The 23,506-nt window shown below is 65.1% G+C and carries 21 protein-coding genes and 1 tRNA gene; 13 read left to right on the plus strand and 9 right to left on the minus strand.

Annotation, left to right across the window (positions count from 1 at the left end; translation table 11 throughout):
* Positions 1-695 precede the first annotated feature (695 nt).
* The 3 genes from KHO41_RS06545 (at position 696) to dapA (ending at position 2,868) form a co-directional block, all read left to right on the plus strand.
* Positions 696-1,454 carry a TorF family putative porin gene (locus KHO41_RS06545; RefSeq protein WP_376989396.1) on the plus strand — a complete coding sequence of 253 codons (759 nt, stop codon included), beginning with the start codon at positions 696-698 and terminating at the stop codon, positions 1,452-1,454.
* Between the two features lie 120 nt (positions 1,455-1,574).
* Positions 1,575-1,910 carry a hypothetical protein gene (locus tag KHO41_RS06550; RefSeq protein ID WP_211952496.1) on the plus strand — a complete coding sequence of 112 codons (336 nt, stop codon included), beginning with the start codon at positions 1,575-1,577 and terminating at the stop codon, positions 1,908-1,910.
* Complete coding sequence (gene dapA, locus KHO41_RS06555; RefSeq protein ID WP_211952497.1) at positions 1,897-2,868, plus strand: 4-hydroxy-tetrahydrodipicolinate synthase; 972 nt, start codon at positions 1,897-1,899, stop codon at positions 2,866-2,868. Before KHO41_RS06550 ends, dapA begins: the two co-directional genes overlap by 14 nt.
* Before the next feature lie 75 nt (positions 2,869-2,943).
* On the opposite strand, the gene KHO41_RS06560 is transcribed toward dapA, so the two are convergent.
* The 3 genes from KHO41_RS06560 to fdxA all read right to left on the minus strand — a co-directional run bounded on the left by KHO41_RS06560 (position 2,944) and on the right by fdxA (position 4,777).
* Positions 2,944-3,019: transfer RNA gene (locus tag KHO41_RS06560), tRNA-Asn, on the minus strand.
* A gap of 253 nt (positions 3,020-3,272) precedes the next feature.
* On the minus strand, positions 3,273-4,379 hold the full coding sequence (locus tag KHO41_RS06565) for an NAD(P)/FAD-dependent oxidoreductase (RefSeq protein WP_211952498.1): 1,107 nt from the start codon (positions 4,377-4,379) through the stop codon (positions 3,273-3,275).
* A 74-nt stretch (positions 4,380-4,453) separates the two neighbouring features.
* Entirely contained in the window at positions 4,454-4,777 is a 324-nt protein-coding gene (gene fdxA / locus KHO41_RS06570; protein WP_211952499.1) for a ferredoxin FdxA, read from the minus strand.
* Positions 4,778-5,200: 423 nt separating this feature from the next.
* Between fdxA and KHO41_RS06575 the strand changes: the two genes are divergently transcribed.
* The 6 genes from KHO41_RS06575 to rmuC all read left to right on the plus strand — a co-directional run bounded on the left by KHO41_RS06575 (position 5,201) and on the right by rmuC (position 11,755).
* Entirely contained in the window at positions 5,201-5,653 is a 453-nt protein-coding gene (locus tag KHO41_RS06575; protein ID WP_376989390.1) for a hypothetical protein, read from the plus strand.
* An 83-nt stretch (positions 5,654-5,736) separates the two neighbouring features.
* Positions 5,737-6,915 (plus strand): nicotinate phosphoribosyltransferase, encoded by a 1,179-nt coding sequence (gene pncB, locus KHO41_RS06580; RefSeq protein WP_211952501.1) that lies wholly within the window; start codon positions 5,737-5,739, stop codon positions 6,913-6,915.
* Between the two features lie 91 nt (positions 6,916-7,006).
* Positions 7,007-7,693, plus strand: coding sequence for a LutC/YkgG family protein (locus KHO41_RS06585; RefSeq protein ID WP_211952502.1), 687 nt, complete (start codon positions 7,007-7,009; stop codon positions 7,691-7,693).
* Positions 7,694-7,853: 160 nt separating this feature from the next.
* Entirely contained in the window at positions 7,854-9,278 is a 1,425-nt protein-coding gene (locus KHO41_RS06590) for a sodium:proton antiporter (RefSeq protein WP_211952503.1), read from the plus strand.
* Between the two features lie 4 nt (positions 9,279-9,282).
* A complete protein-coding gene (locus KHO41_RS06595; protein ID WP_211952504.1) occupies positions 9,283-10,278 on the plus strand; it encodes a 2-hydroxyacid dehydrogenase in 996 nt (331 codons plus the stop codon).
* Between the two features lie 10 nt (positions 10,279-10,288).
* Complete coding sequence (gene rmuC / locus KHO41_RS06600) at positions 10,289-11,755, plus strand: DNA recombination protein RmuC (RefSeq protein ID WP_211952505.1); 1,467 nt, start codon at positions 10,289-10,291, stop codon at positions 11,753-11,755.
* 41 nt (positions 11,756-11,796) lie between these two features.
* On the opposite strand, the gene KHO41_RS06605 is transcribed toward rmuC, so the two are convergent.
* From KHO41_RS06605 to KHO41_RS06625, 5 genes are all read right to left on the minus strand, one after another.
* Positions 11,797-12,081, minus strand: a complete 285-nt coding sequence (locus KHO41_RS06605; RefSeq protein WP_211952647.1) for a hypothetical protein — start codon at positions 12,079-12,081, stop codon at positions 11,797-11,799.
* Between the two features lie 162 nt (positions 12,082-12,243).
* A complete protein-coding gene (moeA, locus tag KHO41_RS06610) occupies positions 12,244-13,533 on the minus strand; it encodes a molybdopterin molybdotransferase MoeA (RefSeq protein WP_211952506.1) in 1,290 nt (429 codons plus the stop codon).
* A 14-nt stretch (positions 13,534-13,547) separates the two neighbouring features.
* Positions 13,548-14,147, minus strand: coding sequence for a molybdenum cofactor guanylyltransferase MobA (gene mobA, locus KHO41_RS06615; RefSeq protein WP_211952507.1), 600 nt, complete (start codon positions 14,145-14,147; stop codon positions 13,548-13,550).
* A 22-nt stretch (positions 14,148-14,169) separates the two neighbouring features.
* Positions 14,170-15,294 (minus strand): GTP 3',8-cyclase MoaA, encoded by a 1,125-nt coding sequence (moaA, locus tag KHO41_RS06620; protein WP_211952508.1) that lies wholly within the window; start codon positions 15,292-15,294, stop codon positions 14,170-14,172.
* 166 nt (positions 15,295-15,460) lie between these two features.
* Positions 15,461-18,577, minus strand: coding sequence for an Rne/Rng family ribonuclease (locus tag KHO41_RS06625; protein ID WP_211952509.1), 3,117 nt, complete (start codon positions 18,575-18,577; stop codon positions 15,461-15,463).
* Between the two features lie 772 nt (positions 18,578-19,349).
* Between KHO41_RS06625 and KHO41_RS06630 the strand changes: the two genes are divergently transcribed.
* Genes KHO41_RS06630 through KHO41_RS06645 form a run of 4 tightly spaced genes read left to right on the plus strand, consistent with a single transcriptional unit; the run spans position 19,350 to position 22,684 of the window.
* Entirely contained in the window at positions 19,350-20,408 is a 1,059-nt protein-coding gene (locus KHO41_RS06630) for an RluA family pseudouridine synthase (RefSeq protein WP_211952510.1), read from the plus strand.
* Positions 20,389-21,048, plus strand: coding sequence for an HAD-IA family hydrolase (locus KHO41_RS06635; RefSeq protein ID WP_211952511.1), 660 nt, complete (start codon positions 20,389-20,391; stop codon positions 21,046-21,048). The genes KHO41_RS06630 and KHO41_RS06635 overlap by 20 nt, the downstream gene beginning before the upstream one ends.
* Entirely contained in the window at positions 21,041-21,442 is a 402-nt protein-coding gene (locus tag KHO41_RS06640) for a Rieske (2Fe-2S) protein (RefSeq protein WP_211952512.1), read from the plus strand. Before KHO41_RS06635 ends, KHO41_RS06640 begins: the two co-directional genes overlap by 8 nt.
* Positions 21,443-21,499: 57 nt before the next feature.
* A complete protein-coding gene (locus KHO41_RS06645; protein ID WP_211952513.1) occupies positions 21,500-22,684 on the plus strand; it encodes a S49 family peptidase in 1,185 nt (394 codons plus the stop codon).
* Positions 22,685-22,762: 78 nt separating this feature from the next.
* Here the strand turns inward: KHO41_RS06645 and KHO41_RS06650 are convergent, their stop codons facing one another.
* Positions 22,763-23,494 carry an SAM-dependent methyltransferase gene (locus tag KHO41_RS06650; RefSeq protein WP_211952514.1) on the minus strand — a complete coding sequence of 244 codons (732 nt, stop codon included), beginning with the start codon at positions 23,492-23,494 and terminating at the stop codon, positions 22,763-22,765.
* Positions 23,495-23,506: the final 12 nt, after the last annotated feature.

Below are 23,506 nucleotides of genomic sequence, written 5' to 3' on the forward strand. Positions count from 1 at the left end.
TTCGGCTGCGCTACGCGCAGAGCTCAAGTCTGAGCGCGTGGGCCCAGGGCAAACCACGCCTCGGTGAAGACGCCCGCGCATGCATGCGCGTAGAGCAAAAAAACGAACCTCGGACGTCAGCGACGTTGATGAGTTTGCCCCCAGACGACGACGCGCGCGCAGCGCAGCCGAAGGCGTCCCACCACTGACCTGGTTGAAACGCTGTACCCGAGTTCGTCTTGGGGATCGTCCAAAAGCCGTGCCGCGCGAGGCACAGGTTCTGACTCACATTGCGTAGCAGGTTGGAACGGCCGACCACCATCGCAGGCGTCCAAAGCCGTTTGAACGACTGCCACCGTGGAATTGATGGCCAGCGGCAACGACGCGCTTTTCTGCCTACTCTTTTGTCGCTCGGACAAAAGAGTAGGTCGCCGGCTACGCCGGCGAAACAGCGGCGCCTGCCAAGAACGACACCCCAATCCCAACCCCCAAACCCTTGCGGGCAACGCCAGCAAAACATCGACATACCAATCCCGACACCCCCTCAATTCGGCAAAACCCCTTCTTTATTGCAATCCCTTCACCCACCGCAAGTTTCTTGATACCGATTTTAGGTGCCGGTCCTTATCGTGGCAGGCTGTCCCGCGGTGCTCCGCGGGCAGCTTATCAACTCTGCCTCGATAACAATGACAGCATTGCGCAAACCGGCCGCCTGGATGACGGCCGCGATCTCTTCGGTTGGCTTCTTCAGCACCACCACTGTTCTCGCACAGTTCGCACCTGAGCCGGCCGCCGAACCGGCATCCGCATGGACGGTCACCGCGAATGTCGCGCTGGCCACCGAGTACCGCTATCGCGGCCTGATGCAGACCAATCGCCGTCCGGCCATCCAGGGTGGCTTCGATGTCAGCCACGAATCCGGCTTCTATCTCGGCAATTGGAACTCGAACATCAGCTGGCTCGGCGACAGCAATCCCGATGTCTCGGCGCCGATCGAGATGGACTTCTATGGCGGTTTCAAGAACACGTTTGGCGGCGGCGACTGGAACTATGACGTCGGCGTGCTGCAGTACTACTATCCTGGCGACTATCCGGCCGGCTATGTGCGGCCCTATACCACCGAACTGTACGCAGGCATCGGCTATGGCCCGGTGTTCCTGAAATACTCCTACGCGCCGACGAACCTCTTCGGGTTTGCCGACAGCAAGCACAGCTGGTATGCCGATCTGTCGGCGAACGTGCCGCTCAATGTGTGGGGCCTGACGCTGAATGCGCACGTGGGCTATCAGAAGGTGCAGTTCACCGATGCGTCGTACGCGGACTGGAAGCTCGGCCTGACCAAGGACCTGGGCAAGGGCTTCTCAGTGTCGGTGGCATACATCGATACCAATGCCGACAAGACGGTCTATACCAACGCCAAGGGCCGCTACATGGGCAAGGCGACGGCATGGGCGTCGATCAGCAAGACGTTCTGAAGCAGTCCGTCTTGATGGGAATTTGATACGCGGCCGAGGTATTGCTGCATCAAATTTAGGCCGTCAGGCCTAGCATGGATCCATGTTCAACAGCCGGCTCGCGAACGCGGGCCAACGTACATGCCCCAGTCGAACCTTGCTGCCGATGCCACTCCCCGACGTCGAGCCCTGCAGACCCGTAGCGCGCATGCAAAAGCTACGCCCGTCTGGATTCGCTTCCGGCTCGCGGTGGCATCCACGGAAGTCTTCACGATCCGTCAGGCGCTGCAGCGTGCCATCGGCCAGCTCGCGCGCATCTATATCGTGAGGGTCGATCACCGCCATCACGAGACGACAGTGCAAGTGGAAGTCTCGCGCGCGCATCGCGAGCACGCCATGGATGCCATCATGCATGCGCTGCCGGCCGCGGAGTTCGGGTTTGCGACGGAACTGGGTGCCGATCATGTGGCGCACTGAAGAGAGCGGCTTCGCGGCTGCGGCGATCGATGCCTGCCTGCGTCCGTTCGCGGGAAGGCATGCGCCGCCGTGGGGTATGTGGTTGCCGATGGTGACGCCGATGCGCGGTACCGCTCTGGACCTGCCCGCGGCGGCGCGGCTCGCGGAGCGCTATGTGCGCGCAGGCGTGGACGGTCTCATCATCTTGGGTACTACGGGGGAGGGCGGCCTGCTTTCGCCGCTGGAACGGCTCGCGCTGGCCGCGACGGTGCTGGAGGCGGTGAATGGCGCCGTGCCCGTGATGGCCGGCGTGGGTGGCGTCGATACGCGCGCGGTGTGCGAACAGGTGCGCGAGCTTGACCACCTAGACCTTGCGGGCTATCTGGTTCCGCCACCGTACTACCTGCGTCCGTCGGATGCGGGCATCACATGGCACTTCGCCGAGGTCCTGAAGGCGACGCAGCGGCCACTGATGCTGTACAACGTGCCGAAGCGGACGGGTTGCGCCATGTCGCTGTCGCTCACTCAGTCGCTGCTGGCGCATCCACGCATTGTGGCAGTGAAGGAGTGCGATGCCGTCAATCTGCGCGAAATCGCAGGCCGACAGTCGTTCCCGGTGTTTTGCGGCGAAGATGCGCGCATGCTGGACCATCTGCTGGCAGGCGGCGCGGGTGCGGTGCCTGCGTCGGCCCATATCCGGCCCGATCTGTTTGTCCGGCTGCTGCACCTTGCCGAAACAGGGCGGCGTCTCGCGGCGGGCGCGCTGTTCAGCCAGCTTGAACCATTGGTGTCGCTGATGTTCGCGGAGCCGAATCCGGCGCCCGTGAAGGCGGCTCTGGCGATGGAGGGGTGGATCGCCCCCGATGTGCGTCTGCCTTTGGAACCAGCCAGCAAGGTGCTTTGGCAGCGACTGGAGTCGGCGATGGCGCTGCTGCCAGTTAGCGTTGCGGAAGACGGGTGCGAGGCGAGCGCGTCTTGAAGGACGGGCAGCAAGCACGAAGCGACAAAAAGAAAAAGGCCGATGCTTTCGCATCGGCCTTCGTCTTGTATCGGATGGCTCCCCGACCTGGGCTCGAACCAGGGACCTACGGATTAACAGTCCGGCGCTCTACCGACTGAGCTATCGGGGAACAGCAGAGAAAGAAATTATAGCCAGTTTCTCATTCTCTCGTCAATACCCTTCGGCATCTTTTTGTTGCCGCCGGTTTGTACTGGCGAGATGACTGGCTGCTGCGGGCGCTGTGCAGGGAGTCTTGTCCGACCCTCCACTGCGTCGCATCCGACAGCGAGGCCGCATTATAGCGGCGCGCCGGACGTACAGCCAAAAGAAAAAGCCGCCATTGCGGCGGCCTTTTTCTTCGATCGCGGCGGGCCGCGCCGTGATCAGTCGAACACGGGCGATTCCACACCGAGCACCTTGTGCAGCTTCGGCGAGGTGGTGGTGTACTGCATGTGGATCTTCTTTTCAGGGAAGATATACGGTGCAGCACCAAACGCAGCCAACGCGGCCTCGTGGAAGCCCGACAGGATCAGCTTCTTCTTACCGGGGTAGGTGTTGATGTCACCCACGGCAAAAATGCCCGGGATATTGGTCTGGAACTTCTCGGTGTCGACCTTGATCTGCTTGCGTTCCAGGTCCAGGCCCCACTCGGCGATCGGGCCGAGCTTCGGCGACAGGCCGAAGAACACCAGCACGTCGTCCACCGGCAGGCGGCGGGTCACGCCGTCGGCGCCGGTCACCTTGATCTCGTTGAGCACGCCGTCCTTCTCTTCATAGCCGCCGATCTGGCCGACCAGGAACTGCATTTCCATCTGTTCGCACAGTTCCTTCATCTTGGCGACCGATGCCGGTGCGGCGCGGAAGCCATCGCGGCGGTGGATCATCACCACCGACTCGGCCTTGCCGACCAGGTCCAGCGTCCAGTCCAGCGCGGAATCGCCGCCACCGACGATCACCAGGTTGCGGCCGTGGAAGCGGCTCGGATCCTTGACGCGGTAGAACAGCTGTTTGCCGTCGAACTTGTCGATGCCGTCGACCTTCAGCGTGCGCGGCTGGAACGAGCCCACGCCAGCGGCAATGAAGATGGTCTTGGTGATGAAGCGGGTTCCGAGCGAGGTCTCGACGAAGAAGCGGCCGTCGTCACGGCGCTCGACCACGGCGACTTCCTGGCCCAGGTGGAAGGTCGGGCCGAACGGCTCGATCTGCTTGAGCAGGTTGTCGGTCAGTTCCTGACCGGTGCAGCTCGGCACGGCCGGGATATCGTAGATGGGCTTGTCCGGATACAGCTCGACGCACTGGCCGCCGACCACCTTGAGGGAGTCGATGACGTGCGCCTTGATTTCGAGCAGGCCCAGTTCGAACACCTGGAACAGCCCGACCGGGCCGGCACCGACGATCAACGCATCGATTTCCAGCGGCTGGCCGCCAGCGGTACTGGCGTCAGCGGCCTTCGTCGTGTCGGCAACGGGATTGGGAATGCTCAAGTCCATAATCGTCCTGATACGTTGTGGGCACCGCGTGCCCGGCATTGCGGAAAGCGCGTGGGGACGGCTTTCTAGTCAGCTCAGCGCTGCAGGTATTGCAGCTTGTCGGTCGTGTCCTTCCACTCTTCGGCCTCGGCCAGCGGGGCCTTGGTCTTGGTGATGGACGGCCAATTGCGCGCCAGCTCGGCGTTCAGGTCAATGAACTGCTGCTGGTCGCCCGGAACGTCTTCCTCGGCGTAAATGGCGTTCACCGGGCATTCGGCCACGCACACGGCGCAGTCGATACACTCATCCGGGTCAATGGCCAGGAAATTCGGGCCTTCACGGAAACAATCCACCGGACATACGTCAACGCAGTCTGTGTAGCGGCAACGGATGCAGGATTCGGTGACAACGTGAGTCATTTCGGTTCCAGGAAAACGGGTCGGCTTTTGATGGGAAACTGGTTTCGGCCGCTTATATGCCAGCGCAAGCCCTTGCATGTCCGCCAATGGCGGGCTGCACGGGACGAGCGAGTGCCGTGGCCTTTCAGAAGCCGATATTGTATCCGAGCCTTCTGGCAAGAATAGCGGGTCTATATAGCTGGATCAGATAGTTTTCTTATTTCTTTATGTATATTTGATTGCGAACAGGTCTGTGCCAGGCGGCGCAGCGGTGGCACGATGCCATGGTGCCGGACGCACTTTGCACCGGCACGTCCGCCGTCGTGACCACCAGGAGAAGCTCACATGCCTTGCCAGCAGCGCTTTGGTTCGTGGGGGTTAAGGAAGTGGGCGCTTCGCCGGGCCCTGTATGGGTTATTCGGGCTCCCTATGCTGGGAGCCGTGGTGCCGTCCGTCGCGAATGCGCAGACGTTGTCCGAGCCGGCCATGGCCGATAGCGTGGTATCGCGCCTGGTGGCCTGGCGCACGCGCTCGGATCAGCCGGTGACGCTGGCGGCACTGACGAGCTTCGATTGGGAGAGCTTCAGCGTCACACGGGCTCCCGCAGGAGATGCCATGGCCAGTTGCGGCCGCGCCGGGCTGCTGCCGTGTGGCCCCGAGCTGCAGCCCGAAGCGGGCCAGATGGTACAGGTGCTGACTTTCCAGCGCTTGGGACGCCAGGTTTACTCCGAGCGCATCATGGCGGAGAACGGCGCCTTTGCCGATCCGTTACCGGTGCAGGTGCCGCGTGCGGCGGCGACGCTGGTGTCCTGCCGCGCGAACGACGGCCGCCCGTTGTGGTGCGTACAGGGCGTGCCGGCCTTGCGGCGTCCGCAACCTTTTCTCGATGGCGGCTGAACGGCCCTCCAGGCGCACGCCGCCCGTGAGGGCGGACTTCGGTTAGCATGTGTGCCTGAACCGGCATCGCCGTCTGGCCCGTTATGATCATCCAATCCCTGCTCGACACCGACCTGTACAAGTTCACGATGATGCAGGTGGTGCTGCATCATTTCCCGCAGGCGCAGGTCGAGTACCGCTTCAAGTGCCGGAACGCGGATGTTGACCTGACCCCGTATGTCGACGAGATCCGCGCGGAAGTGGCGCAGCTGTGCAGCCTTCGCTTCTCGGAAGACGAACTCGCCTACCTGCGTGGCATGCGCTTCATCAAGAGCGATTTCGTCGATTTCCTCGCGCTGTTCCACCTGAACGAGAAATACGTGTCGATCGAGCCGGCGCCGCAAGGCAACGGCGAAATCGAGATCGCGATTCGCGGCCCGTGGCTGCACACGATCCTGTTCGAGGTGCCGTTGCTGGCCATCGTCAACGAGGTCTATTTCCGGGCCACCCAGCCGCAGTCGGACTATGCCGAGGGCCGCCGCCGGCTGGAACAGAAGCTGACGCTGCTGCGGGCGCCGAAGTACCGCGACTGCGTGATTGCCGACTATGGCACGCGTCGGCGCTTCTCGCGCGACTGGCAGGAGGAAATCCTGCTGGCGACACGCAAGACACTGGGGCCGCAACTGGCTGGCACCAGCAACGTGCTTTTTGCATACCGGCACAATATGGTGCCGCTGGGCACCATGGCCCATGAGTACCTGCAGGCGTGCCAGGCACTGGGTCCGCGCTTGCGCGATTCACAGGTCTTCGCGCTGGAGAACTGGGCGCGCGAATACCGGGGCGACCTGGGCATCGCGCTGTCGGACACCTACGGCTTCGACGCGTTCCTGCGCGACTTCGACCTGTTTTTTTGCAAGCTGTTCGACGGCGTGCGACATGATTCGGGTGACCCGCTCCTGTGGGGCGAGAAGATGCTCGCGCACTACGCGGCCAACCGTGTCGATCCGCTTGGCAAGACGCTGATCTTCAGCGACAGCCTCGATATCCCGCGCGTGATCGAGCTGTACGAGCGGTTCCATGGCCGCTGCAAGCTGGCATTCGGCGTCGGCACCAACCTGACCAACGACCTCGGCTACACGCCGCTGCAGATCGTGATCAAGATGGTCCGCTGCAACGGGCAGCCGGTGGCCAAGCTGTCGGATACCCCGGAAAAGACCATGTGCGACGATGCCGGGTACCTGGCGTACCTGCGTCAGGTGTTTGACGTTAAGGCGTCCACGTAGCAATTTTCATCGGCTCGGCGAGACGGGCGCGGTAGAGCGCGTCTCTATAATGGCGTGCATCGCACCGCATTTCTGAACTTGTCCAGGCCATATGGAAACCAACAACGCCCGTGATCGCATCTTTGCCCGTATCCGCGCTGCGCAGGGGCGTTCGCCCAAGGTGACCAGCGGCGAACGCGAGGCCGTGGCCGACTATCTGGCGCGCCATCCGCAGGGGCCGCGCCCGACGCCTCGGCCGGACCGCACTGAAGCGTTCATGGATTGGGCGCAGCGCATGGCTTCCACCGTCGATCGCGTTGCCACGCTCGCCGACGTGCCGGCCGCAACGGTGCGCTACCTCGACAGCCTGAACCTCGCGCATCGCGCCGTGGCGTGGGATGCGTTCGGCGCGCTGCCATGGCAGCAAAGCGGCATGACCGTCGAATGCCGGCCTCCGGTGCGCGATCCGCAGGCCGATCACGACCATGGCGACCTGGTCGGCATTACCGGCTGCTTCTGCGCCATTGCCGAGACCGGTTCGCTGATGCTGCTGTCTGGGCCCGAAACGTTTGCCTCGGCGGCGTTGCTGCCCGAAACGCATATCGCCGTGGTGCCCGTATCGCGCATCGTCGACAGTCTCGAAGACGCCTTTGCACTGGTACGCAGCGAACGCGGCGAGCTGCCGCGCGCGACCAATATCATCAGCGGTCCGTCGCGCACCGGCGACATCGAGCAGACCATCGTGCTCGGTGCCCACGGGCCGTACCGCGTCCACGTGATCCTGGTCGACCAGGCCTGATCTCGCCGCGCCTGTCCGGCTGGCGCCGCGCGGGACGCAGTGGCGCCTGATTTACACTGGCATGTTCACGCGCGAGGCGCCGGCATTGCCGCAGAGGGAACTCCGCTGCGGCAACGCCGGGCATTCAGCCACGCGCACTGTCAAAAGGAGAGCCCATCTGATGCAACGCGCCCGCATGCTGTTGCCGCTGCCGGCAATGCTGGCCATCGTTCCTTCGCTGTCCCACGCCGCCGACGTCGATGGCGCGACCCTGTCCGCATGGTGGGGCTTGCCGTTCGCGGGCGTGCTGCTGTCGATCGCGCTGGCCCCGCTGCTGGCGCCGCGGTTCTGGCACCACCACTACGGCAAGATCGCGGCGGGCTGGGGCCTGCTGTTCCTGCTGCCGTTTGCCGCCGTGTTCGGCGTGCATGCAGCACTGGCCGGTGCGGTGCATGCGCTGCTCGGCGAGTACATCCCGTTCATCGCGCTGATCGCCGCGCTGTATATCGTCGCCGGCGGCATCTGCGTGCGCGGCAACCTGCACGGAACGCCGCGGCTCAATACCGGCATCCTGGCGCTGGGCACGCTGCTGGCCAGCTTTATGGGCACAACGGGCGCAGCGATGCTGCTGATCCGTCCGCTGCTGCGCGCCAACGACAATCGCCGCCATGTGGCCCACGTGGTCGTGTTCTTCATCTTCCTCGTGGCCAATGCCGGCGGTTCGCTGACACCGCTTGGCGACCCGCCGCTGTTCCTGGGTTTCCTGCAGGGCGTGGATTTCTTCTGGACCATGCGCAACATCCTGCCGGAGACACTGTTCATCTGCGCCGCGCTGCTCGCGATCTTCTACCTGCTGGATCGCCACTACTACGTCAACAAGGAAGAAGCGCTGCCCGAGCGCAACGATCCGACGCCGGACACGCGCGGCATCCGCATTGAAGGCAAGATCAACTTCGTGCTGTTGCTCGCGGTGGTAGGGCTGGTGCTGATGAGCGGCCTGTGGAAGCCTGGCATCTCGTTCGATGTGCTCGGCACCGAAGTGCCGTTGCAGGCGGCGGTGCGCGACGTACTGCTGGTGGCGGTGGCGATCGTCTCGCTGCTGGTGACGCCGCACACCGCGCGCAGCGGCAACGAGTTCAGCTGGGAACCGATCCTGGAGGTCGGCAAGCTGTTTGCTGGCATCTTCCTGACAATCATCCCGGTTATCGCCATGCTCAAGGCGGGTACCGATGGTGCGTTCGCCGTTGTGGTGCGCGCCGTGAGCGATGCCAACGGGCAGCCCGTCGACAGCATGTACTTCTGGGCAACCGGCATACTTTCTTCATTTCTGGACAATGCGCCGACCTACCTCGTGTTCTTCAATACCGCAGGCGGAGACGCTGCCACGCTGATGACACGCGATGCGTCGACACTTGCCGCGATCTCGGCCGGCGCGGTGTTCATGGGCGCCAATACCTATATCGGCAATGCGCCGAACCTGATGGTGAAGGCCATCGCAGAAAACCGCGGCCTGCGCATGCCCAGTTTCTTCGGCTACATGCTATGGTCTGGCTCCATCCTGTTGCCGCTGTTCCTGGTGATGACGTTCCTCTTTTTCCATGTGTGATGCCATGAAGCCGTCCATTCTTGTCACCCGTGCCATTTTTCCCGATGTCATCGACCATCTCGCGCAATACTTCGAGGTCGACCACAACCAGCAGGACGCCGTGCTCGATGCCGCCGCGCTCAAGGCGCGCCTGGCCGGCAAGGCTGGCGTGCTGACCAACGCCGGCGACCGCATCGATGGCGGCGTGGTCGCCGCGCTGCCCGACCTGCGTGCCGTTTGCAATATGGCGGTCGGCTACAACAACCTCGACATCCCCGCGCTGACAGCGGCGGGCATTGTCGCCACCAATACGCCCGATGTGCTGACGGAGACCACGGCCGACTTCGGCTGGGCGCTGCTGATGGCCACCGCGCGCCGCGTGACCGAGTCCGAGCACTACCTGCGCGATGGCAGGTGGCAGCGGTGGAGCTACGACATGCTGGTCGGCATGGACGTGTACGGCAGCACGCTGGGCATCCTCGGCATGGGGCGGATCGGCCAGGCGCTCGCACGCCGCGCGGCCGGGTTTGGCATGACCGTGCTGTACCACAACCGTAGCCCGTTGCCCGAGGCGACCGAGCGCGCGCTCAATGCGCGCTATGTGAGCAAGGCCGAATTGCTGCAGCAGTCCGATCACCTGGTGCTGGTGCTGCCATACGGGCCCGAAAGCCACCATGCCATCGGCGCCACCGAACTGGCCCAGATGAAGCCGACGGCCACGCTGGTCAATCTTGCGCGCGGCGGTATTGTCGATGACGAGGCGCTGGCACAGGCGCTCAAGACGCGCCGCATCTTTGCCGCGGGCCTCGACGTGTTCGAAGGCGAGCCCGATGTCCATCCGGACCTGCTGACCGTGTCGAACGTGGTGCTGACACCGCACATCGCGAGCGCATCGGAAAAGACGCGTCGCGCCATGGCGATGCTGGCGGCGGACAACCTGATCGCCGCGCTCGACGCCGGTCCCAATGCCGGCCATCCGCCTTCGGTGATTGATCCTGCAGTGATGGGGCATCGCCGCTGAAGTCTTGCTCATGACCTGGATTCCCTTGCTGACGCTGGGCGTAGCGCTGCTAGCGCTCGCCCTGCTTGTCGTTCTGCTGCTGCGCCAGCAGGCGACGCCAACCACAGCCGACGAGGTGCTGCGCGAGCTTGCCGACAACCGAGCCGACAGCCAGCGCGGCATGGAACGGCTCGAACGCGAATTGCGCAACGACGTGGCCGAGGCCGCGCGCGGCGGCCGTTCGGAATCGGCCCGGCAGATGCTGCGCTTCCAGCAGACGCTGTCGTCGCAACTGACCAGTATCGCAACGCTGCAGAACAACCAGATCGACACCTTTGCCCAGCAGCTCGCCAAGCTGACGGAATCGAACACGCAGCAGCTCGAACACGTCAGGCAGAACCTGCTGCTGCAGGGGCAGCAGGCGCGTGACGAGCAGGCGGTGTCGCTGCGCCGCTTTGGCGACGGCCTGCAGCAGCAGCTTGCGCAGATGTCGGAAGCCAACGAACGCCGGCTGGCGGAAGTGCGCGCCACGCTCGAGCAGAAACTGCGCGATATCGAGGCGAACAACGCCGCCAAGCTGGACGAGATGCGCCGCACCGTCGACGAGAAACTGCACGCGACGCTCGAGCAACGGCTCGGCGAATCGTTCAAGCTGGTTTCCGAGCGGCTCGAACAGGTGCATCGCGGTCTTGGCGAGATGCAGATGCTGGCGCAGGGCGTGGGCGACCTGAAGAAGGTGCTCACTAACGTGAAGTCGCGCGGCACGTGGGGCGAGGTGCAGCTCGAAATGCTGCTCGAGCAGATGCTGACGCCGGATCAGTACGGCAAGAACGTGGAAACCGTGCGCAATTCGGGCGCACGCGTGGAATTTGCCATCCGCCTGCCGGGCAAGGATCCGGCACAGGGCGTGGTCTGGCTGCCGATCGACGCCAAGTTTCCCAAGGAGCAGTACGAGCGGCTGCTCGATGCCCAGGAGCGCGGGGATGTTGATGGTGTGGCCGCCTATGGCCGCGAACTCGAAGTGGCACTGCGGCGCGAGGCACAGACCATCGCGGAGAAGTACCTGTCGCCGCCCGCCACGACCGACTTCGCCATCCTGTTCCTGCCGACCGAGGGCCTGTATGCCGAGGTGTTGCGCCGGCCTGGGCTGACGGACGTCATGCAGCGCGACTACCGCGTGACGGTGGCGGGGCCGACGACGCTGACGGCCTTGCTCAACAGCCTGCAGATGGGCTTCCGCACGCTCGCGCTGGAACGGCGTTCGAGCGAGGTGTGGGAAGTGCTGGGCGCCGTGAAGACGGAATTCGGGAAATTCGGGGACGTGCTGGCCAAGACCCGCGATACGCTCGAACGCGCGGCACGCAATATCGAACAGGCCGAGGTTCGCACGCGCCAGATGGCGCGCAAGCTGCGGACGGTTGAGGCATTGCCTGGCGAGGCAGCGCAGCAGTTACTGGGCACGGCCGTACCCGAGGTGCCGGAAGACGCAGGTGGCTGAGGCCTGGCGGCGCGTGATGCGCGCCGGCCTCTTGGGGATGATCAGTGCTCCGCTTCTTCGGGAGCGAGTTCGCGTACGTGAACTTCGATGCCGCCAAAGCGCGCGGCGACCCAGTTGTAGGCCTTGCAGGCGAGCCACAGCAGCCCGAATCCGATCAGTGCGTTCAGGATCAGCGCGGTGAACACGGTAATGCCGGGCAGGTCGCCGTAGCGAACGAACGCGACGAACAGGCCCAGCGAGACGATCGGCACCGAAAAGCACAGGTAGACGAGTACCAGCGCGCGGGCGGTCTTGACCGGGTGGAGGTAGGCAATCTCCTGATTCATGACGGGGGAGGACATTGTTTCAAAATCGTGCGGCAAGTGTAGCGATTGCCCGGACGCAAGCATAGTCCGGCAGAGAGGTGGCGTGCATTTCACCTGCCGCGGCTCGGCGGCAGGCATCAATATGCGGCGCAAATACGACAGATCGGCGCGGGCGTGCGTCCTTCAGACCAGCCCGTCGAACAGCATCACATCGACCATGTCGCCGGCCCGGACGGCATCCTGCTCATGGGCCAGCACGATGAAGCAGTTGGCCTCGCTCATCGAGCGCAGCACGCCGGAGCCCTGTTGCCCGGTGATGCGTACCTCCCACTCGCCGCCGTCTGCGCGCGCCAGGATGCCGCGCTGATATTCGGTGCGGCCGGGCTTCTTGCGGATGGCCTGGGCGCTGCGCACGCGCATCAGCGGCAGCGGCGGCACGTTGGCGCCCATCTGGCGATGCAGCGCGGCGCGCACGAAATGGTAGAAGGTCACCATGACGGCGACCGGGTTGCCCGGCAGGCCGAAGAGCAGCGCGTCGCGCCCGCCCGAGGCGATCCGCCCGAATGCCATCGGCCGCCCGGGCCGCATCGCAATCTTCCAGAACGTGACGTCACCGAGGCTGGCCATGATCTGCTTGGTGTAGTCGGCTTCGCCGACCGAGACGCCGCCCGAAGTGATCACCGCATCGGCGGTCTCGCAGGCCGTGCGGAACGCGGCTTCCAGTGCCGCGGGGTCGTCGCGCACCACGCCCATGTCGATCAGGTCGACATTCAGGCGCCGCAGCATGCCGTGCAGCGTGTAGCGGTTCGAGTCATACACGCAACCGGCGTCCAGCGGCTCGCCGATCGAGCGCAGTTCGTCGCCGGTCGAGAAAAACGCCACGCGCAAACGACGGCGCACGCGTACCTCGGCGAAACCGAGCGAGGCCAGCAAGCCGAGGTCGGCCGGCTGGATGATGCGGCCGGCCGGCAGCGCGGACTGGCCGCGCGCGAGGTCTTCGCCACGCAGGCGGCGGTTGTCGCCTGCGCGCACGGTGTCCGCGGCAAAGCGGATGCGGCTGCCGTCCGCCAACACATCGACGAATTCCTGCGGCACGACGGTGTCGCAGCCATCCGGCATGACCGCGCCGGTCATGATCCGCACGGCCTGGCCCGCACCCGGCGGGCTGCTTGCGCCGCCGCCCGCAAACGAGGTACCGGCGACTTCGAGCTCCACTTGACCTGCATTAGCGGCCTGCAGCGCGCTGCTGGCGAACGCGTAGCCGTCCATCGCCGAGTTGTCGTGAGCGGGGACATCGATCGGCGAGGTGATGTCCTCGGCCAGCACGCGGTCCAGCGCGCTGCGGATGGGCACTTGCTCGACACCACGCACGGGCTCGACGACTTCGCCGATGATGCGGTTGGCCTGGTCCACGGGCAGGGCGGTGGGATCGTAGTCGGACAGGCAGGAAATGACGGATTGCAGGGATGGCATGGTGGGAACGGCCTTCAGTCGGCTTCGTGCGTGCGCAGTTCGTCGAGGGTGTTGATATTGGCAAATGCGCCGGCGTCATCGAACAGGACTTCCGCCAGCCGGTGCGATGTCGCCCAGGTTTCGATCTTGCGTCCGCCGCCGTTCAGGTAGGCGATCAGGTCATCCAGCATGCCGACCGGCATCAGGCAGAAGACGGGCTGGAGCTGGCGGCGGCCATCCGCGTCCACGGTGACCGGAATGGCCAGCTCCGCGCCTTCGGCTTCGATGGCCTGGGCGAGCCGCGGTACGAGGTCTGCCGGCAGGAATGGCGAATCGCACGGCGCGGTGACCATCCAGCCGGTCTGGCATTGCTCCAGTCCGGCCAGCATGCCGGCCAGCGGGCCCGCGAAGTCCGGCACCGAATCGGTCACCACCGGCACGCCGAACGACTCGTAGGCCGCCAGGTTCCGGTTCGCGTTGATCATCAGCGCGCCGGTCTGCGGCGTCAGGCGCATCATCGTGTGCATGGCCATGGGCGTGCCGCGCAAGGGCTGCAGGCCCTTGTCCGTGCCGCCCATGCGGCTGCCCCTGCCGCCTGCGAGGATCAGGCCGGTAATGTCGTCGCGTGCAATCATCGGAAAAATGGAAGTCGGCGGGTCATCCGCCGATGTATGACATTTCGATCTTGCGTTCGGCGCGCGCCTGCCGGACCGCAGGGTTGCTGCGCTGCTCCGAGTAATTGTCGGTGCGGCCCTGCCAGACCTGGGCGATCGCATTCGCAACCTGGAGGTCGCTGTAGTCGCCGCGCAGCAGCGAACGAAGGTCAAAGCCCTCGGTCGCGAACAGGCACAGGTAGAGGCGGCCTTCGGTCGACAGCCGGATGCGGCTGCAGTCGCCGCAGAACGCGTGCGTTACGCTGGAAATCACGCCGATCTCGCCGCCGCCGTCGCGGAAGCGCCAGCGCTCGGCGGTTTCGCCGGCGTAGTTGGCCTGAACGGCCTCCAGCGGAAAGACTTCGTCGATGCGGCGCACCACCTCGGCGGACGGTAGCACTTCATCCATCTGCCAGTGGTTGCTGGCGCCGACATCCATGAACTCGATATAGCGCACGATGATGCCGCTGCCGCGGAAGTGGCGGGCCATCGGCACGATCTCGGCATCGTTGGTGCCGCGCTTGACCACCATGTTGACCTTGATCGGCGCCAGCCCCACGGCCTGCGCGGTCTCGATGCCATGCAGCACGTCGGCCACGGCAAAGTCCACATCGTTCATGCGGCGGAAGGTGGCGTCGTCGATGGCGTCGAGGCTCACGCTCACGCGGCTCAGGCCGGCATCGCGCAGCGACTGCGCTTTGCGCGCGAGCAGTGACGCGTTGGTCGTCAGCGTCAGGTCCAGCGGCTTGCCCGAGACGGTGTCGATGCGCGCGAGCATTTCGATGAGCTTCTCGATGTTCTTGCGCAACAGCGGTTCGCCGCCGGTCAGGCGGATCTTCTCGACGCCAAGGCTCACGAACAGGCGCGCGGTGCGCTCGATTTCCTCGAAGCTCAGCAACTCCGAATGCGGCAGGAAGGTGTAGTCCTTGTCGAAGACTTCCTTCGGCATGCAGTACACACAGCGGAAATTGCAGCGGTCCGTCACCGAGATGCGCAGGTCGTGCAGCGGCCGCGCGCGGGTATCGGCGACCAGCCCGGAAGGCTCGACCAGCGTTTCGGGGATGCTGGGCGTCATCGAGCGGTAGCGATGATCGCGCAGGTCGAAGATCGGAATGACGGTGTCGGTCATGGCCTGTGGGTGGGCGATGCCTCCGGCGAGCAGGGCTCGGGGGAACCGGATGCATTCTGGTGCCATTCTAGCCGAGGCGGGCTGCCGGCATCGGGATTGCCCATGCATGAAAAAAGGGGACGGCCTGGCCGTCCCCTTTTATTTTCCACTGACGCGGATGTGGTGCTTAGTGCTGCTCAGCCTTCTCGACTTCGCGACCGCTGGTCTCGACCAGGATCATCGGGCCTTCCGGCAGCGGCGGCAGCGGCTTGCGCTCACGCGGCACGCGCGGCGCCGGGACGATGCGAGCAGCCGCTTCCTGGGCGGCACGCAGCTTTTCGCTGTCCGTGCTGACCCACTCCAGGCCGGCGGTAGCCAGCATCGGCTGCAGGCCTTCCATCGGCAGGGCCGACGGGCTGGCCGCTGCGGCGGCAACGGTGGCCACAGGCGCGGCAACCGGGACGGCAGGCGCTGCGACAGCCGCTTCAACCGCTACAGGCTCGGCGACCGCAGGCTGCACCACCGGTGCGACCGGTTCGACCGGTGCCGCTTGCAGAACCGGTGCCGGCTCGGCCACGGCCACTGCCGGGATAACGGCAGGTGCGGTTTCGACAGCCGGGGCCTCGGCAACCACCGGAGCCGGTGCCTGCGTCACAGCCGGTTGGGCAGCGACTTCAGTCACGGTGACAACAGGGGCCGCGACAGCTTCTACGGCCTGGGCCGGCTTTTCAGCGGCCAGCGCGACAGGTTCCATTTCCCGCACATCGGCCACCGGAGCAGCCAGGGCCGGTGCGGGGCTGACTTCTGCGGCGACGGCTTGTACCGCATCTGACACGACGTCGGCGGACGTGGCTTCCTCGTCATCCTGCGTGCCTTGCACCGAGTCGTCGCGCTCGCGGCGATAGCGGTTGCGGCCACGACGGTTGCGGCGGCGGCGTTCCTCGCCTTCGCCACCTTCGGTCGCGGCTTCCGCGCCTTCCGGCAGGTCGGCGCGCGGGGCGGCGGTCTGGGTGTCTTCGAAGGCGGCCTGCGGCAGGCTCGCGGCAGCCTGGATGGCGGCTACTGCTTCAGCCGGTGCGGCTTCGCCGGCCTCGGCTTCCCGTGCGTCGCCGCGATCACGCTGGCGATCACGCTGACGTTCACGGCGCTCCTGGTTGCGGTCGCGCCGGCCTTCCTGGCGCGCTTCGGCACGTTCGCCCTGGGCGGCTTCAGGCTGGCGAGCCAGCGCCGGGGTAGCTTGTTCACCCTGGCGCGGCTGGCGGCCCTGGCGCTCACCACGCGGCTCGCGCTGTTCCCGCGGCTCACGTTGTTCGCGTTGTTCCGCACGCTCTCCGCCCTGACGCTCGGCGCGCTCGCCACGCGGGCCGCGATCGCCGCGCTGACGTTCGCCGCGCTCACCGCGTTCGGTACGTTCGCCACGCTCGGCGCGGTCGCCGCGCTGACCCTGGCCGCGGCCTTCGCCACGCTGGCCGCGTTCACGACGGCCATCGGCGCTGCGCGCCTCGCTGGCGACCGGCTTGGCCGGCTCCACGACGACCGGTGCTGCCGGGCGTGCGCCGAACAGGCCCTTCAGCCAGGCGATGAAACCGCCGCTTTCCACGGGCTTGGTAGCCGGCACCGGCGGGGCCACAGGAGCGGCTTCCTGGCGCGGCGCGCGCTCGGGGCGCGGCACCGACACGGGCGCCGGCTGTTCCGGGGTGATGCCCTTGACTGCGGCTTCCTGGCGCGGCTTGGCGTCTTCCTTCTTGCGGGCGCTGTAGCTGGTGTCCGCCTCCAGCTCCTTGGCGGCGGCTTCGGCCATGCGGTAGCTGGCCATGCCTTCTTCCAGGCGCGGATCGTCGTGGCGCAGGCGCTCGAGCTTGTAATGCGGCGTTTCCAGGTGCTTGTTCGGGATCAGCAGCACGTTGACCTTAAAGCGCAACTCGATCAGGTTGATTTCCTGACGCTTCTCGTTCAGCAGGAAGGCGGCAACCTCCACCGGCACCTGGCAGTGGATGGCGGCGGTGTTTTCCTTCATCGCCTCTTCCTGGATGATGCGCAGCACCTGCAGGGCGGACGATTCGGTATCGCGGATGTGGCCCGTGCCGTTACAGCGCGGGCAAGTGATGTGCGAGCCCTCCGACAGCGACGGGCGCAGGCGCTGGCGCGACAGCTCCATCAGGCCGAAGCGGCTGATCTTGCCCATCTGCACGCGCGCACGGTCGTGGCGCAGCGCGTCCTTCAGACGGGTTTCGACGTCCTTCTGGGCCTTGCCCGACTCCATGTCGATGAAGTCGATCACGATCAGGCCGCCCAGGTCGCGCAGGCGCAGCTGGCGGGCGATTTCGTCGGCGGCCTCGAGGTTGGTGCGCAGCGCGGTTTCCTCGATGTCGGCGCCCTTGGTGGCGCGGGCCGAGTTCACGTCCACGGAGACCAGCGCCTCGGTGTGGTCGATCACGATGGCGCCGCCCGACGGCAGCATGACCATGCGCGAGTAGGCCGACTCGATCTGGTGTTCGATCTGGAAGCGCGAGAAAAGGGGCACGTCGTCCCGGTACTTCTTCACGCGGTTCATGTTGTCAGGCATCACCACGCTCATGAAGGCGCGGGCCTGTTCGTAGATCTCGTCGGTATCGATCAGGATCTCGCCGATGTCCGGCTGGAAGTAGTCGCGGATGGCGCGGATGACCAGGCTCGATTCCAGGTAGATCAGCAGCGGGGCCTTGTTGTCGCCGGCGGCGCCGTCGATGGCCTTCCACAGTTGCAGCAGGTAGTTCAGGTCCCACTGCAGTTCTTCGGCCGAGCGGCCGATGCCAGCGGTACGGGCGATGATGCTCATGCCCTCCGGTACCTGCAGCTGCGACATGGTTTCGCGCAGTTCCTGGCGGTCCTCGCCCTCGATACGGCGCGACACGCCGCCGCCGCGCGGGTTGTTGGGCATCAGCACCAGGTAGCGGCCGGCCAGCGAGATGAACGTGGTCAGGGCCGCGCCCTTGTTGCCGCGCTCTTCCTTCTCGACCTGGACGATCAGTTCCTGGCCTTCGTGCAGGGCGTCCTGGATGCGCGCGTTGCGCACATCGATGCCTTCCTTGAAGAAGGCGCGGGCCACTTCCTTGAACGGCAGGAAGCCGTGGCGTTCTTCGCCGTAGTTGACGAAGCAGGCTTCCAGCGAGGGTTCGATGCGGGTGATGACACCCTTGTAGATGTTGCCCTTGCGCTGTTCGCGCCCGGCAGTTTCGATGTCGATATCGATCAGCTTCTGACCGTCGACGATGGCGACGCGCAACTCCTCCTGTTGCGTCGCGTTGAACAGCATGCGTTTCATCGCAATACCTCATTCCAGTGTCGCGGATGCACCGTCAAGCGGTGTCCGCGGCTATCGATGAAGCACGCAAGGGAGCGAAGCGAGGCGCGAGAATTGCCGAAAAGCGCCAGATTGCGTGGGAACGCAACCGGCTGGGCGCGGGTGAAAGAAAGGCGACGACGCCGGGGGGACGTCCGCGTGGCGGGAGAGAACGCCGGCTGCTGCTCTTGTCGCAGGCATCCGGCGCGTTCCCGGATGCCGGTGGCGATGCGGGGCCGGCGCAACCGGCGCAGGCGGCATCGCGGCCGGCCACGGAAGGCCTGGGCGCGTCAAAGAGCAAGTTTTTCGGACACGGCACTGCGGCCATTTGCCACCTGACATCTCCTGGCGGGCGCACCTACTACTTCTTGGAGTTCTGCGACCGGGCGCCGGTATTTCTAGTCAGGGGGCAGGCACCGCCTGCCGGCCGGCACCGTTTCCCGGTGCGGCGGGACTTTCTCTCACCGAAGCGGATGCCACGTGGCATCCGCCCTTAAATTCTGTATTACCTGAACACTTTGTTCCCACGTAATTGCCGGTCTTGCCGAAGCCACCTATGGGCGACTTCCTGCGCGCCGGCAACTGCGCGCGTGCTGCTTTGCCGCCATTAGCCCGTCTGGCGCTTTGCGGGTTACGCGAATAAGCGGGAGACGGAAGGGCTGGCGGCAACCCCAAGTGTAAAATGCGATAAATCGCTTACACAGGTCTTGCGCTACCGGTCTTTGGCCGGAACAGCGAGGAAATTATATTGAAAATGAATGAGTTACGCCATCAAATTGAAACAGGGGCAAAGTCTGCGCCGGCGGGCCCCCAGGTGGCGTATGTCACGATTGACGAAGGCGCCGAAGGGCAGCGTATCGACAACTTCCTGTTGAAGGTTTCCAAGGGGGTACCGAAGAGCCATATCTACCGGGTGCTGCGCTCGGGCGAGGTTCGCGTCAACAAGGGGCGCGTCGATGCCACCTACCGCCTGCAGGTCGGGGATGTGGTGCGCATTCCGCCGATGCGGGTGGCGGAGCCTTCACAAGCAGCGAAGCAGCCCGTGCCGGCGGCCGACTTCCCGGTGCTGTTCGAGGATGCGCACCTGCTCGTCATCAACAAGCCGGCCGGCGTGGCCGTCCACGGCGGTTCCGGGGTCGCGTTCGGTGTCATCGAACAACTGCGCAAGGCGCGGCCGCAGGCCAAGTTCCTCGAACTGGTCCACCGGCTGGACCGTGAGACGTCCGGCATCCTGGTGCTGGCGAAGAAGCGTTCGGCGCTGGTCGACCTGCATGAGCAGATCCGTGGCAGCAGCATGGACAAGCGCTACTTCGCCTGCGTGGTCGGCGAATTCCCCAACAACCGCCAGCACGTCAAGCTGCCACTATATAAGTACAGTACGCCGGACGGCGAGCGCCGGGTCCGCGTCCAGGAGGACGGCCTGCCGTCGCACACGGTGTTCAGCCGCGTCGAGGCATTCTCCGGCTTCACGCTGCTCGAGGCGGAACTGAAGACTGGCCGCACGCATCAGATCCGCGTGCACCTGGCGCATTCGGGCTACCCGATCGTCGGCGACGAGAAATACGGCGACTTCGCGCTAAACAAGCAACTGGCCCGCTCCGGAGCGCGGCCGGGGATCAAGCGCATGTTCCTGCACGCACACCGGCTGACATTCGTCCATCCGGGCACGGGCGAGCCGCTTGTGGTGGCGGCGCCACTGCCGGACGAATGCACCGGATTCCTGCAACAATTGCGCAGCCAGAGCAACAAGGGCACTCCGAAGCCGGGTGCCCACCCAGCCAACAAGGAAACCAATGGCCAGGCAACAATTTGACCTGATCGTCTTCGATTGGGATGGAACCCTGATGGATTCCACCCCGACCATCGCAAAGTGCATCCAGCTGGCCAGCAAGGACCTGGGGCTGCCGGTGCCCGATGACAGCGCTGCGAGCCACGTCATCGGCCTGGGTCTGAAGGATGCGCTGTCTTATGCCGTGCCGACACTGGATCCGTCCGACTATCCGCGTCTTGCCGAGCGCTACCGCTATCACTTCCTGACGCGCGATGCCGAGCTGGTGTTGTTTGCCGGCGTGCGCGAGATGCTCGAAGCCCTGCACGGAGAGCACTATTTCCTTGGCGTCGCGACGGGCAAGACGCGGGTCGGCCTGCAACGCGCGCTGGCCGCCAGCGGCCTGACCCAGTGGTTCGACGCCACGCGCTGCGCGGACGAAACCTTCTCGAAGCCGCATCCGGCCATGCTGCAGGAGCTGACGCGTGAGCTGGGCCAGGACATGGGCCGCACCGTCATGATCGGCGATACGACGCACGACCTACAGATGGCAGCCAATGCCGGTGCTCATGGCATCGGTGTGTCTTATGGTGCGCACCCGGAGGATTCCCTGCGTGCAATGTCCCCGCTGCACTGCGCGGGTTCCATCGGCGACCTGACGGAATGGTTGCTGGCGAATGCCTGAGTCCGGCATCGAAGGTGTGGCCGCGCAGTTCCTGTGCCCGGCCGAAGCGCTGGTGGATGGCGGGTCCGGCGTGCGCTTCACCGTTGGCATCAACACGCGCCAGGTTGGCGCGTTCGCGGTCCGCTTTGACGGCGCCGTGCACGGCTATCTGAACCAGTGCGCCCACGTGCCCATGGAGCTGGACTGGCAAGAGGGGCAGTTTTTCGAGTCCTCGGGCCTATACTTGATCTGTGCGACACATGGGGCGATGTACGAGCCTGACAGCGGGCTGTGTGTCGGCGGTCCGTGCCGGGGCGCTTCCCTGGCCAAGCTGCGAATCGAAGAGCGCGACGGCAAGGTATTTTGGGTGCCGGAAGCGCCATACTATCCGGCCGAGCCGGCGGGTGACGCGTAAGCTGACCATGGCGGTGTCGCGCCAGCCTTTCCAAGAGCCTTTCCACGAGCCACTTGCATGACAGAACAGCAGAAACCGCCGTTTGGCGAATCGGGTCAGCCGGATGAACATGGGGTCGCCAGCCCAACGGCAGCGTCGGAAGGCGCCGGCGGCAGCGGCGAGGCGGAGCGACTGGAGACGGCTCATAAGGCCGACTATCCGCTCGATCGCGAACTGAGAGCCGCCGACGATGCCGCGCGCCGCGAGGCGGGTGAACGCAAGGCGCGCTTGGACGGCAGCAAGGCCAGCACGCCGGTCGGCGGCGGCGCGGGCTGGGAGCGCGATGTGCTGGAGAGGGTGCTGATGGCGACGCTGCGCGAGCAGCGTGCCGCGCGGCGCTGGCGCATCTTTTTCCGCTTTGCGGTGCTGGGTATCCTGCTGGTGGTCTTCTTCGCGGTGTTCGACTTCAAGGGCGACAGTGGGATCGGATCGGGTCGCCATACCGCCATGGTTTCGCTGGACGGTGAAATCGCGGCGGGGACGCCAGCCAGCGCGGAATCGATCAACGCCTCGCTGCAGGCCGCATTCGCCGACAGCAATGCGGCGGGCGTGATCCTCAAGATCAACTCGCCGGGCGGGTCGCCGGTGCAGGCCGGCATCATCAATGACGAGATCCATCGCCTGCGCACGCTGTATCCGTCCAAGCCGTTCTACGTGGTCGTGGAAGAAATCTGCGCGTCGGGCGGCTACTACGTGGCCGCGGCTGCCGACAAAATCTATGTCGACAAGGCCAGCATCGTCGGCTCGATCGGTGTGCTGATGGATGGCTTCGGCTTTACCGGCCTGATGGACAAGCTCGGCGTCGAGCGCCGCTTGTATACGTCTGGTTCCAACAAGGGCATGCTCGATCCGTTCTCTCCGCAGGTGCCGCGGCAAAAGGCCTATGCCGAGACGATGCTCAAGGAAATCCACCAGCAGTTCATCGACGTGGTGAAGGAAGGGCGGGGCGATCGCCTCAAGAGCGATCCCGAGTTGTTCTCGGGGCTGTTCTGGTCGGGCGAGCGCAGTGTCGAACTGGGATTGGCGGACGGGCTGGGTAGTGCTGATTACGTCGCGCGTGACCTGTTCAAGGCCGAGGACATCGTCGACTACACCGTCAAGGAAAACATCGCCGAACGCGTGGCCAAGCGCTTTGGCGCGGCCATGGGTACGGCGGCAATGAAGACGATGCTCTGGAGCACCGGGGTCCAGGGCATGCGCTGACAGGTAGTACAGAGAGGCTCCCTTGCGGTCATGTCCGGCAAGCGCCGGCTGGCCTCGGGAGCCTTTCTCGTTTGTATATCAGCCGGCGAGCAGCGAAAAGATGGCGGGGCGCTTGTGCAGGTCCAGTCGGTCCGGTCGCCAGTCCGAGAGTGGCAGCGTGACGATGGTCTCCGTAGGCAGCGTGAGATCCACGGCAACCGACAGCAGCGTCGTGCCCGCGCAGTGCTGGCGCAGCGCGTCAAGCAGCGCGCCGTTGCGGTAAGGGGTTTCGATCCACACCTGCGTCTGTCGGAACTTGCGCGAATGCTGTTCCAGTTCGCGCAGCCGCTTGGCGCGGTCGTCCGGATCCACCGGCAAGTAGCCGTTAAAGGCGAAGCTCTGGCCGTTCAGCCCCGAGCCCATCACCGCGAGCAGAATCGAACTCGGTCCGACGAGCGGGCGCACGCGGATGCCGCGTGCGTGGGCCAAGCGCACCAGTTCGGCACCCGGGTCTGCCACGGCGGGCACGCCGGCTTCGGACAACAGGCCGCCGTCGCGGCCTGTCGCCAGCGGGGCGAGCAGGTCGGCCAGCGCATCGGCGCGGGTATTGACGTTCAGTTCGCGAATTTCAATCTGCTGGATCGGGCGCGCCAGCGGGCACGTTTCGCCCAGCTTCTTGAGAAAGGCGCGCGCGGTCTTGGCGTTCTCCGCAACGAGGTAGTCGAGGCTTGCCGCGACCTGCTGGACGCCGGCCGGGATGACATCGGGCAGCGGGTCGGCTTCGTCGCGCTTGCCGAGGGTATTTGGGATCAGGTAAAGGGTGCCGCTCATCGTATTCGTACC

The sequence above is a fragment of the Cupriavidus numazuensis genome (assembly GCF_905397435.1).
Taxonomy (GTDB): Bacteria; Pseudomonadota; Gammaproteobacteria; order Burkholderiales; family Burkholderiaceae; genus Cupriavidus; species Cupriavidus numazuensis.